At 46.1% G+C, this 12352-nt stretch carries 9 protein-coding genes; 3 read left to right on the top strand and 6 right to left on the bottom strand.

Features of this window, described 5'->3' with window-relative positions:
- Positions 1-5: 5 nt before the first annotated feature.
- Positions 6-1877 (bottom strand): DUF4139 domain-containing protein, encoded by a 1872-nt coding sequence (locus HMPREF9447_RS02100; protein ID WP_009127610.1) that lies wholly within the window; start codon positions 1875-1877, stop codon positions 6-8.
- Between the two features lie 142 nt (positions 1878-2019).
- Between HMPREF9447_RS02100 and HMPREF9447_RS02095 the strand changes: the two genes are divergently transcribed.
- Positions 2020-3006 carry a DUF4369 domain-containing protein gene (locus HMPREF9447_RS02095; protein WP_009127608.1) on the top strand — a complete coding sequence of 329 codons (987 nt, stop codon included), beginning with the start codon at positions 2020-2022 and terminating at the stop codon, positions 3004-3006.
- On the opposite strand, the gene HMPREF9447_RS02090 is transcribed toward HMPREF9447_RS02095, so the two are convergent.
- Positions 3001-3741, bottom strand: a complete 741-nt coding sequence (locus HMPREF9447_RS02090) for a nucleotidyltransferase family protein (RefSeq protein WP_044137331.1) — start codon at positions 3739-3741, stop codon at positions 3001-3003. The genes HMPREF9447_RS02095 and HMPREF9447_RS02090 overlap by 6 nt on opposite strands.
- 94 nt (positions 3742-3835) lie before the next feature.
- Positions 3836-5266, bottom strand: a complete 1431-nt coding sequence (locus HMPREF9447_RS02085; RefSeq protein ID WP_009127606.1) for a RapZ C-terminal domain-containing protein — start codon at positions 5264-5266, stop codon at positions 3836-3838.
- Between the two features lie 82 nt (positions 5267-5348).
- On the opposite strand from HMPREF9447_RS02085, the gene HMPREF9447_RS02080 reads away from it, so the two are divergent.
- The gene (locus tag HMPREF9447_RS02080) at positions 5349-6680 is read left to right on the top strand and encodes a cobyrinate a,c-diamide synthase (protein ID WP_009127604.1); all 1332 of its coding nucleotides are present in this window, start codon (positions 5349-5351) and stop codon (positions 6678-6680) included.
- Positions 6677-7282, top strand: a complete 606-nt coding sequence (locus HMPREF9447_RS02075; protein WP_009127603.1) for a cob(I)yrinic acid a,c-diamide adenosyltransferase — start codon at positions 6677-6679, stop codon at positions 7280-7282. The genes HMPREF9447_RS02080 and HMPREF9447_RS02075 overlap by 4 nt, the downstream gene beginning before the upstream one ends.
- Here the strand turns inward: HMPREF9447_RS02075 and HMPREF9447_RS02070 are convergent.
- From HMPREF9447_RS02070 to HMPREF9447_RS02060, 3 genes are read right to left on the bottom strand one after another with little or no spacing between them, the layout of a single operon-like run.
- Positions 7279-9645 carry an ABC transporter permease gene (locus HMPREF9447_RS02070; protein WP_009127600.1) on the bottom strand — a complete coding sequence of 789 codons (2367 nt, stop codon included), beginning with the start codon at positions 9643-9645 and terminating at the stop codon, positions 7279-7281. The genes HMPREF9447_RS02075 and HMPREF9447_RS02070 overlap by 4 nt on opposite strands.
- A 20-nt stretch (positions 9646-9665) precedes the next feature.
- A complete protein-coding gene (locus tag HMPREF9447_RS02065) occupies positions 9666-10658 on the bottom strand; it encodes an HlyD family secretion protein (RefSeq protein ID WP_009127598.1) in 993 nt (330 codons plus the stop codon).
- A 39-nt stretch (positions 10659-10697) separates the two neighbouring features.
- Positions 10698-12134 carry a TolC family protein gene (locus tag HMPREF9447_RS02060; RefSeq protein ID WP_009127596.1) on the bottom strand — a complete coding sequence of 479 codons (1437 nt, stop codon included), beginning with the start codon at positions 12132-12134 and terminating at the stop codon, positions 10698-10700.
- Between the last annotated feature and the right edge of the window lie 218 nt (positions 12135-12352).

Below are 12352 nucleotides of genomic sequence, written 5' to 3'. Positions count from 1 at the left end.
AAACGTTATTCTATTACTAAGTTGCGTCCTTTAGGATATTTCACTTTATAACGCAAAGGTAACTCACGTTGTTCGCCGGGCTGTAAGGTTATTTGCCAGGTGATGATACCTTTGGCCTCGTCCAGTCTTCCACCACTAATTTCTTCTGCTGTCACGGTGATGTTGTTGTTGCGTGATACGGGCAGTTGGTCGTAAAGAGTGAGCGTTACAGGCTCTGGACGTGTATTACGTACAGAGAGTTTCCAGGCAATGGATTGTGTCTGGCTGGAACCCATGAATTTGCGTGAAGTATATTCGTTTTCCTTCGTGCGTTGTATCATGATGCGTTTGTCGCGTCCCAGGGAGAAGGATAAAGTATCGTTTTGTTGGGTGATATTCATGATGGATTTGCCGATGAAGGTATTCTCAAAATAAACATTTGCTTCACCTTCAAGTAGGTGTAACTTTTCCCAATCAGTGACCTGAGCTATCAGGAATGCATCTTTGTCAATTTTGGGAGTGCTTTGATAAGCATAAGAAGCCGGAAGCTCATAATGTCCGATTTCGGCGACTACAGGCTTATTGTCAGAAGGGATGGTGTAGGGGACTTTTATTTCAAATTCGTAGCCCATTTGTCCTTGGCTTTGTTCAACTTCAAGGGCCATACTGGCTTCTTCCTCAATGGCAGCAGCTTTCTTGATGGATTTGGTGGAGGGCTTGTATGAGGGAGCCGCCGCTTCTGCACCATATCCCACTACTACTACTTCCTGCAACATCTGCACATCTTCCTGAAGAACAACATTCATGACACTTCCCTGTATGTCTCTGGTTTGGGATTGGTAACCGATGAATGAGAATTGGAGCTGATTTTGTCCGTTGGGAATGGTAATAGAATACTTGCCGTTCACGTCGGTGAGGGTGCCTATGGTGGTGCCGGGTATCATAACGTTCACTCCGATTATGGGTTCCCGTTCACCGTCGAGCACTACTCCCGAAACTGAATTTCCATTTTGATTCAAACTGTAACGCGGTGCTGCAAGTCCGTAATCCAGCCAATAAGTAGCTAACTTAGGAGCTATGTTTCCGGTGGTAGGATTGGAAGAAGAGAGAGATAATTCCACGTTCTTCCATTCTTCTTTGGTATTCTGGAAGATATTCGCTTTGTAAATGATGGAAATAGGCTCAGATAGGCTGCTGGAACGGACATCATAGGAAGGAAACCAACCGGCATTCTTCACATAATAATTGAGAGTAAACGTAGCTTTGCAGGTAGCAGGTGCGTTTACGTTTACTGCAATCTCGCTCATAGGAGTTAAAGCCTTGCCACTCAGTTGTGCTAAGTCTGCATTTAGTTGCTCTTGCTTTCGGGCAAGTTCTTCTATTTTTTCGTTGATGGCGAGTTCTTTTGATTTCAGAGTTTTCAGCTGGGTGGAGTAGTAATGGTTCACTTCTTTGATGGTAGTTAAAGAGGTTGCTGTATTCTTATTGCTGACGGAACAGTTTGTTTTCAGCATTTCATATTCAGCATTAATCAATCCAAGTTCAGCATTTTGTTCTTTTTGTTGCTTCTCTGTTTTTTTGAGTTCTTCTTGCAGGCTTTGCTGCTTTTGGCTGACGGAAGCACTATCTGTATAATTATATTGCTGATTGACTGACGTAACAGTTAGCTTCCCTTTAGCACTTATCTGCATACTTTGAGCATCCATGTAAGGGGATAGTCCGGTGAAGATGAGAGTTGAGGTTCCAGCAGGGATTTCTACCTGCTTAGTACGCGTCACTTGGGCGCCATCAATAAATAGCATTACTTTTTCAGCTGTTGTTTTCACTTTGTTTTGTCCCACAAGGGTAGTGGTGCACAAACACAGACATATCCATAAACCTAATTTCAGTCGTTTCATAGTCAGTTCTTTTAATGTAATGCTACAAATATATGGAAATCCGTAAACAATCGTTCACCAATAATCTATTTTTTGCTTGCATCTTTCTAAAAAAAAATGTTCTTTTGTACCATCTGTTTATTCATTTAATTATCTGCGCCTTATGAAAATCAATCGATGGATATTTTTTTCTATGCTTCTGGGGATGATAAGTTGCCAGTCTCATGATCACACATTTACGGTAAATTGTATCGGACTGGATGCTCATGAAGGAGATACGCTATACCTGTGGCGCTATGGTGCCGACCGCATGACGAGTGATAGGGATTATGGGAAAGGACCGTTGGACTCTGCTATCATCAGAAACGGGCAGGCCACATTCTCCGGAAAAGAAGACACTCTGCATCTCTACGGCATAGAACACCGTCATAGCATGAACTTTTTCTATCCGGAAAGGGGAGAACTGACGCTGACAAATATAACTCCGCCAGAAATGCCTGTGCCGGACAAAAGTACCAATCCCCGTTCACTGAATGTGCGCCTTTGGAAACTCTGGCATGAAGATATCTTTCCGCGTGAAGAGACCCGGAAGTTCGTATTTGATAATGTGGGTAATGCTATGGGGTGGATGGTTTTTGACCGTTGGGCGGAAATATATCCGGATGAACTGGAAAAATTATATCAGAACAGTAATCCGCAGATGCGGGACAGTACATCGGTACTGATAGGACTGAAACGCATGCTGGACGGAACTCGCAGTATGATGCCCGGAGATGATTTTATTGATTTCAGGCAGGTGGACTATGCGGAAAAGGATAGTGTACTTTTCTCGGATATTGCAGGAAAGGGGCAGCCGGTATGTTTGCTTTTCTGGTTGCAGGATGGAATAGATAGTGTTCGAGCAGAATTGGATGATTTGCGGAACCACTATCCGGATGTTCGGATAGTGGTTGCTACCTATAGATTTCAGGATCCGAGATTTCAGGCGTTTGTCAGCGAATTAGAAGATAAATATCAGGCGACTGTCCTGGATGACAGCCGCCGTTTTGAAAAGAGTGCTCGCTGGAAGTATCGCATTTACAGTTCTTTTAATTACGAATACTTATTTGACGGGCAAGGGAAACTGATAAAAATGGAGCCTGTATTATAACGAGGTATAATAAGCTTCTGCCTTTGCCAGTGTTTCCGGTTTCCCCACATCAAACCAGTTTTCGCTATCTATGGGATATCCCTGGATATGTGCTTGCGGGCAAATCTCCACATAAAACGGGATGATAGAGAATTTTCCTGTCCAACGTTCGCTCTCCATATAATGAAAGATGGAGGGTGAAAGGACATGGACACAACCGAAAGCCTGCAATTGGTAGTGCTCGTCGGGATAGTCGAGTTCTTTGGGGAGTACTTCACCGGTGGAAAGATTAGTCCAGCCACAGAGGCGATTATTTTTATCCATCAACAGGTAGCGGGAGGTTTTCCGATGATTGGTGAGCAGGGTGGCGTCTGCATTGCTTTTCAGATGGTGACGGTAGAAGGCGTTGAGATCTAAATCTGTCAGGATGTCAGAATTATGTATAAGGAAAGGCTCGTTGCTCTCCAGCAGAGGACGGGCTTTTTTAATTCCGCCACCGGTATCCAGCAATTCGCCTCGTTCGTCGCTGATATGGATATCTGCACCGAAGTTATCATGGGTGCGAAGGAAATCTATAATCTGTTCGCCAAAGTGGTGGATGTTTACGGTGATGTCATTAAATCCGGCATCTTTCAGCCGGAGAATGACACGTTCTAACATGGGCTTGCCTGCAACGGGGACAAGGGCTTTGGGCATATTGTCGGTTAGCGGGCGAAGGCGGGTGCCGAGGCCTGCGGCAAAAATCATTGCTTTCACGTTAATAAATGATTAGTGGTTAGTGATAAGTGAAGTGATAAGTTTTGTACCGCATGGTATTAATCACTTATCACTAATCACTTATCACTTCAATTTAGTTTTTAGCTTTAAACGTCTGTTCTATATTCTGTTCCCTATGGATAAGATTTACCTGCACTCCGAATTGTTTATTCAGATGCTCTGCCAGATGCTGTGCCGAATAAACGGAACGATGCTGGCCGCCTGTACATCCGAAACTGATAGAAAGATTCGTAAATCCGCGTTCCATATACCGTTTCACAGAAGCATCTACTAAACCATATACATGTTCGAGGAAAGTCGTTATTTCGCCATCGTCTTCAAGGAAACGGATAACAGGTTCATCTAGTCCGGTGAAAGGTTTGTAACGATCGTACTTGCCGGGATTATTCACCGCGCGGCAGTCGAATACGAAACCACCTCCGTTTCCGCTGGAGTCTTCGGGAATACCTTTCTTATATGCAAAGCTGGTAACCTTCACAACAAGACGGCGTTTCTGCAAATCATCAGTGAATTGTTTCAGCTCGGTAAGCTCTTTTAACACGTGGCAGAGATACGGATATTCGGGATACGGTTCTTGTAATAGCTGGCGTAAGTTTTCAATGGCAAAGGGTACACTCTGAATGAAGTGCGGTTTCTTCTCGAAATAACCACGGAAACCGTAAGCACCCAGCACCTGCATAGTACGGAACAATACAAAGTGACGCAACTGAGCATAGAAGTACTTCTCATCTACAGGCTGGTATTTGCACAGCGAATCGATGTATTCCTTCAAAAGCTCTTTGCGCAAACTATCGGGATAATTCGCCTTGGCCTGCCATAGGAAAGAAGCTACATCATAATAAACAGGACCTTTACGTCCGCCCTGGAAGTCAATGAACCACGGCTCGCCATCTTTAATCATCACGTTCCGGCTCTGGAAATCACGATACATGAATGTGGCAGAACTGCTACGCATCAATACATCCGCCATCTTTTGGAAATCATCTTCCAGACGGTCTTCCTGAAATTCCATTCCGGTTGCTTTCAGAAAACAGTATTTGAAATAATTCAAATCCCACAGGATACTGCGGCTGTTGAACTCCGATTGCGGATAACAATAGGAAAAGTCCATACCATCTGCACCGGAGAATTGTATGGCTGGCAACAGGCGCATAGTCTTGCGCAGGAGTTGCTTTTCTTCTTCATCGAACACGCTCGTTTTGCGTCCTTTCTCAATGGCATTGAACAGGAGTGTATCTCCCAGGTCTTCTTGCAGATAGAAAGCGTCGTTTTCACTCTTTGCCACGACTTCCGGTACGGGTAACCCTTTCTTCCGGAAATGGCTTGCCATATAGAGGAAAGCCTGATTCTCTTCAAGAGAGGTTCCACTTACACCGATAAGTGTAGGCGTGCCTGTCAGGCGGAAATAGCGGCGGTTGGATCCCGAGGAAGGGAGTTCGTCGATTGCTTCCGGCTCGTGTCCGGCATAAGCACAATATAATTTCTTGAGTTCTTCAGTAATCATAGTAATTTACTTTTATTTGGGCAGCTAAGGTAAGAGTTTTAGGGAATATATACTACCTTTGCGGGAAATAAATCTGTGCGGTATGATGAGAAATATTCCTCAATTCCTGATAGCGGCGCCCACTTCGGGTACTGGAAAAACCACTATCAGCCGATTACTGATGGCTCTGTTGACAAAGAGAGGGCTACGTGTGCAACCCTTTAAATGCGGGCCGGATTATATCGATACGAAATATCATGAAAGGGCCTGTGGCATCCCATCTTATAATCTCGATTTGTTTATGGCTTCCGGGCAACATGTACGTACTCTTTATGTGCGTCATGCAGCAGAGGCCGATGTATGCATTGTAGAAGGTATGATGGGGATGTTTGACGGGTATGACCGTAGTAAAGGTTCATCAGCAGATATAGCGAAAGAGTTGCATCTTCCTGTTGTAATGGTGATAAATGCCAAGTCGGCTGCTTACTCGCTGGCAGCGATGATAAAAGGATATATGGATTTCGATCCGAAGGTGCAGGTGATAGGAGTGATATTCAATCAGGTGGCAAGTGATCGCCACGAAGTCATGTTGCGCGAAATCTGTGAAGATTTGAATATATTCTGTTTCGGTTGTCTGCGAACAAACAGTGCATTGAAAGAAGAGAGCCGTCATCTGGGACTTGACTTTAGTCGGGGAGGTAAAGGTGGCATCAGCAAAACTCTGTTGAAGTCTTTGGAGAAACAACTGGATTGCGACCTGTTATTACAAATGACAGAACGTGTGTTGAACATTCCTCGTTTGCCATACAAGCGCAAAACTTTATATTTGAATACCTGGGTGGCATGCAACAAAGAATCTTTCTCATTCATTTATGCAGAACATATCTATCGGCTGAAAGAATACGGACAAGTCACCTTTTTCGATCCGGAAGATAAATCTGTCGTTCTGCCGGATGACGTCAATTTCCTCTATTTGCCTGGTGGATATCCGGAAAATCGTGTAAAGCAATTGAGCGGAGCTGCGAATGTGCTTGATTCCATCAGGCAATATATTGAGCGTGGCGGGCGTGCACTTGCAGAATGTGGTGGCATGATGTATCTTTCTTCTGCCATCATAAAGGGAGATGAGCACCCTGTTTCCTATAAAATGGCAGATGTACTGCCCATAAAGGTATCTGTCTGCAAAAAGGATGCGCATTTGTCGCTGGGATACCGTCGCTTCGTAATGCGGGGTGTGGAAGTTCGGGGGCATGAGTTTCACTATTCACAAGTAGTGGAACAGGATGAAGATTTGACTTCGGCAGTGCAAATGTATAATGCCAGAAAGCAATTGGTGGATACGCCTGTGTATCGCTATAAGAATCTGATTGCGAGTTATACGCATTTGTATTTTGGAGAGATAAGTATCATGCATTTATTTGATGAAGAAGTATGAGAAAGATTTATACCAGGACAGGAGATAAAGGAATGACGGGTATCCATGGCGGAGACCGTGTTCCGAAAGATGATATTCGCATCGAAGCGAACGGATGTATTGATGAGTTGAATACTGTGATAGGTATTGTCCGGTCATTATTGCCGGTGGAAGATGTTTGGCAGGAACTGCTGCATGAGATACAACGTGAATTGATGGTGGTGATGAGCCACGTTGCTACTCCTTCCGCTTTGCGGGATGCAGACCCAGAACGTCCGGGCAGTGGCAATCCGAATGAATTGCGTGCAGCGGAGATGGTGGTGCGATGTGAACAAGCTATGGATGCCATGATGCTGGAACTTGAAGACAACGGCTATTTCCTTCTGCCGGGTGGCACACAAGTATCTGCACAACTGCAATTTGCCCGTGCTGTGGCGCGTCGTGCGGAGCGCAGACTCTGGACTCTGGATAGACAAGACCCTGTGCCGGGAGATATTCTGCGTTTTATCAATCGTCTTTCCGACCTCTTCTTTGTCATGGCACGCATGGAGATGCAACGGCAGGGGTGGGGTGAAGAGAGATGGCAATCGTTCGCATACAAAAGAAAGAAGATTAATAGTTAATATTTTTTTCTAAAGCTCCACAGACAGAGCAGGAAGTATACAAAGACTTGTATCCATAGTGTTATCATTTCCGGACGAATATCCGCCATATCTCCTCCCATTGAATTCAGTTTTACGAAAGCCAGCACGGCAGGAGCGGCCGGAACTACGTAGTGTGCAGCTTGCCAATACCAAGGCATCAGTTCGAGAGGATAGGAGACGCCGGACAGGAAAATATATCCTACGGAGAAGAAGGCAATCATTAATAAGGGTGCTTCAGAGTCGGTGAAGTAACGTGATGCCGCGAGCCCGAAGAAACTTGTTCCTATCAGAAAAGGAATCATCATAGTGATAATGTCCCTGCCGTTCCCGATGTTCGGAATACTGAAAAAATGAGGAAGCAAACCTAACAGGAACAGGGCGAAAATGATGTATAGCATTACGTAGACAAAGGTTCTACCGGAAATGTTGTACAATGCTTTGTGCCAGGCAGAACAATCCGAACTTTCCTCTTGGGAGGAGTACCCGTAGGGGGAGGTGATAGGTAATCGCTTTTTTTCCGCCTCTTCTCCTGTCACCATCCCTATTACCATCAACATTGTCTGAAAGATAATGATAATCATGACAGCAGGAATCAGATATGAACCATATCCTTCTGTATAGTTGTAGAGAGCTGTTCCCGACACATTGATGGGAGCGGACGAGGCTACTGCGAGTAATCCTTGCGGGGGTAAGAATACAGCACCCTCTGCACGGTGTGCATCGTTTACGGCAAGCATTACGCGTGAAGAAGCTTCCTGCAAGTTCTTAAAATTCAGAAAAGCATCTGTGGCAGCATAGACGCTAAAGACAGATTGTTCACCCCGCCCTACGCGTGCATCAAAGTCAGCGGGGAGATAGAGGATACCATCTACTTTGCTTTGTTTCAGCCACTCTTTTGCTTCAAGATAATTGGGGGTCAGTGCATAGACAGATGCTTGCGGAGTGGCATTGAGCAAGCGGATATATTCCCGGCTGAGAGCGGAATGCGAATTATCAACAACGGCAACGGGTGTTTTCCGCACAAGGTTGGGGGCGTACATTAGGTTGTAGAGAAGTCCGTAGGCGAAGATACCACCCATTAAGACTAAAAGTATTGCCGGATTGGTACTAATGGCACGCCATTCACGGGAAATGATGTCTGCCAGCGAAAGAGGGCTTGTATCCTTCTGTGTACATGGCGCGGTTTCCCCTTCGTGTTTCAATATCCAATGCTTCAGCCTTGGCAATATCAGCAATGCCAGCAACGGGAAAAGCAGAAGCAGAGCTGTCGATTGCCAGTAATATCCGAATCCTGAATCAAAATACAGCATCGACTGTGCTATCTCCGTAAAATGACGCACGGGAAAAAGATAAGATGCCGCATGCACGACCGGATACATACTCGTCACGGGAAAAGTGACGCCGGAAAGTGTTGCACCAAGCGAGCCGACCATCGACACGATGCTAATGATATAAGCTATCCGTGGAAAGATAGAGAAAATGAACACAGCAAGCGCTTGTGTGGCAATAATAAAGAGCACCGTCATCAGGTTCATCATCAACAGACTGCCCTGAAAAGGTATATGCAATACGCCATACAGAACATAATTAGCCAGTATGCCAATTACTGAGAAAATGAATGTATAAGGCAGCAGTTTGCCAACTATGGCAGTAACAATATTCCCTCGTGCGGTCGTCATCCACTCCTGTGCTGTATAAAACTTCAATTCACTGCCCACGGCGTAGACCGTCATCAACAAAATGAGTATCTGAAACAGGACGTAGAAGAAAGGCTGGCTCAGATAAACGGAATAGTCCAGATCCGGATTATAAAGTGGGTGCATACTAGATTGCACGGGGAGGAGAAAAGTCGTTATCTGCTCTTGGCTGACACCCAGAGATATAGCTTCCATAGCAATGGGAGAGAGAGCGACGGGTGCCAGAGCCGTCTCAAAAGCCGCCATCAACTCGCTCCCTACAGAGAGAAGTGCATAATGGTAGTAATAAGAAAGCGTGGCATCCATCCCTGTGGTAGCGCGTTGTTCAAAGCCTGTAGGAATGGACAGATAACCATATATTTCCTTGCGTTGCACAGCTTCCCGTGCGGTAGCCTCGTCAGTGAAATGCCGGGTGACGCTGAAAGTGGGTACGGCAGCAATGTTTCGTGCTATTTGCCGGGATGTGGCGGTATTGTCCTGATCGACGATGCCGACAGGAATGTTCTCCATCTGTCCGCTACCAAAGATGGTAGCCATGAAGAACAGGCAGAATAAGGGTAACACAAGGCACACACCAAGGTAGAGCCTGCGGGAGGTCATGCGCTGCCATTCACGACGAAGTACGTTATGTAGAGATTGTTTCATTGAGTATGTTCGCTAAATTGTCATTTACCATTAACCGTCAGCAACACCGACATTCCCGGGCGTAAGCCCTCTACAGGTTGTGTCGGGCGAGCGTGTATCTCGAATGTCTGCATATCATAACTTCCCGTCTGTTTCGTTGATTTCCAGGTGGCGAAGCTACCCAGCGGACTGATATAATAGATACAGAACTCTACATTCTTCTTGCCGATAGCCGGAACGTCCGCACGGAATATACCGTCCATCTTGAACTGTGGCATCAAGTCTTCACGCACGTTGAGCACGACGTGCGCATCGTTCATGACGACCAGATTCATGATAGGTGTGCCCGGTGCTACGAGTTCTCCGCGTTTAGGGAATATCGTTGAAATCTGTCCTGCCTCCGGTGCCGTTAGCCGTGCATCAACAAGTAGGGCGGATACTTCGTCGACCGTACTGCGAGCTGCATCAACCATGCTCCGTGCAGAAGCGCGGTCTTCGCTTTGCGCTCCGTCCACTGCCATTTGATATTGTTCGTAGGCGGCACGTTCGGCGGCTTGTGCGGCACGATACATGGCCTCCACTTCATCTTTTCGTTGCGAAGTGACCACACTATCTTTATATAGTGTCAGGATACGCTGGTAAGTTGTTTGTGCCAGTGTCAGGTCGCTCTTGGTTTTATTCCAGAGTTGCTGGGCGGTGGCAACTATTTGTCGGCGCGTGCCGGCATCTATTTTCTTGTTCTGTTCCTGTGCCACTTGTTCCAAGGCATTCACTTGGCGATATTTGGCTTCGATGGTCGGGCTGTTGATGACAACAAGCGTATCGCCTGCCTTTACCCAGTCGCCTTCGCGGACAAGGAATGAATCTACCCGTCCCGGCAGTTTGCCACTGATACGGATTTCGGTAGTCTCTATCTGCCCCTGAAGTATGAGGGGCTGATGGCTCATAAGTACCATCCCGAGGATGGAGACAAGTATAGTGATTGCCAGTATGATGACAAATGCAGTACTAATGCTTTTTTTTGAAATTTCCATGATGCTATATCTTTTAAGTTGATGATCGAAAGGAATAAGTTATTTCTTATAATTCTTGAATTGTTCCGGCGTGCCACAGAGGGCCAACAGGTTCATCAATGTTACGTCATATTCATAATAAGCTGCCAGACGGGCCACCCGGGCAGTGGCAAGCATGGTTTCCGCATCCACTACCTCGGTGCTGGTTGCCATGCCTTCGGTAAAGGACTTCTTACGGATGCGTACAAGTTCTTCACTCAGGGAGATGGTTGAGTTGAGGGCACGAACATTGTCCTGTGCCTTTTGCAACCCGGTATATAACTTGTCTATACCTACCGTCAAATCATCCTGTGCCTTATCTTTGCCCAATGCAAGTGTTTGTTCGGCAATGCGCGACTGGCGTATGCGCTTTTCCCGTGCCAGTCCGTCGAAGAGGTTCCAGGTGAAGCCCACACCGATGATGGTGCGCGGAACAAGGTTGTTTTGTATGCCGTGAGAGTAGAGTGTCTGTTTGCCGAACAGGGCAATGTCCGGCAGATAGCCGCTTTGGTCTATTCGCAATTGTTGCTTGGCTATATTTTGCTGCAACGACAACTGATTCAGGATGTAATTACCTGATCGCATTGTTTGCACAAATTCCTCTTTCATCGGAAGTGTGGCATTGATGAAGAGGGGAGAGGTAGGCTCTATCTTGCAAGTATCTTCCATGTTGAGTAGTGTGCGCAAAGCACTCTCTACAACTGTAGCCTCTTTTTGGGCAGACTCCAATGCGCGCCAAGCTTCATCCATATTGACTTGTGCAAAGAGGCGTCCGGCTTTGTCAATCATTCCGGCAGTTTCCAGTTTGAGGGCATTCTCATAATGTAGCTTCAAACTATTGTAGGTGTCCCGGCGGACGGCAACTACTTCGCGGGCAAGACTGAGGCCATAATAACTTTCTGCAAGCAGCGTTCGTTGTGTGGCATCGGTTTGTGCGCGGTTCTCTTGGGCAATGTCAATCATCCGGTTGCCAATCTTGCTTGCCCGTACACGTTTCCCACCGGAAAAAACAATCCATTCGGCCGTAAGTCCTATGCTGGTCAGGTTGCGGGGGGCGAGGGGGAAAGCAAGTGTATAGCCGCCTATCTGGTCCAATATGCCGCTGATGAATTGGTCGTCCGGTATAATGGTGTGTACAAAATCCTTAGCCGGGTCGGTGAACTGGGAGAGGGGTTGCTTCACTTCTATCTTTTCGGACATGTGAACGTAAGTACCCGCTCCTTGTAGGCTGGGATACCATAAGGCATTCAGTTTATCCCGTTCCGCACGGGCTGTTTCGATGCCTTTGTCGGCAATCTTCAGACTTTGGTTACCGCGTTGCAGCATTTGCAGAGCATCGTCGTAGCTGAGGGAGAGGAGCTGAGGTGCATTTGATGCATCGGCCGGGTTATTGCCGGTGGTTTGTGCCGATGCAGAGAGGCTCGCTCCCAACAGAGCGATAAGTAAGATTTGTTTCATATGTCAACTGGTTCGTTTAGGTTATTGAGCTTTAACGCTCTTTTCTTTCTATTGTTCAATCAGTTTTCCTTTTTGCTGGTTTCTGAAAAGAAAGGAATCAATTTCTCTTTGCGGATAAACTATTTCTGGCTCCGCAAGAAACTAATCTTGCCGCTACGACAAACTAATATTTTCCTTGCATCTTATTATTCTTACAACAGATATTATAATAACTTACA

Source organism: Bacteroides oleiciplenus YIT 12058, assembly GCF_000315485.1.
GTDB lineage: Bacteria > Bacteroidota > Bacteroidia > Bacteroidales > Bacteroidaceae > Bacteroides > Bacteroides oleiciplenus.
This window is presented reverse-complemented; position numbering and strand designations above follow the sequence as displayed.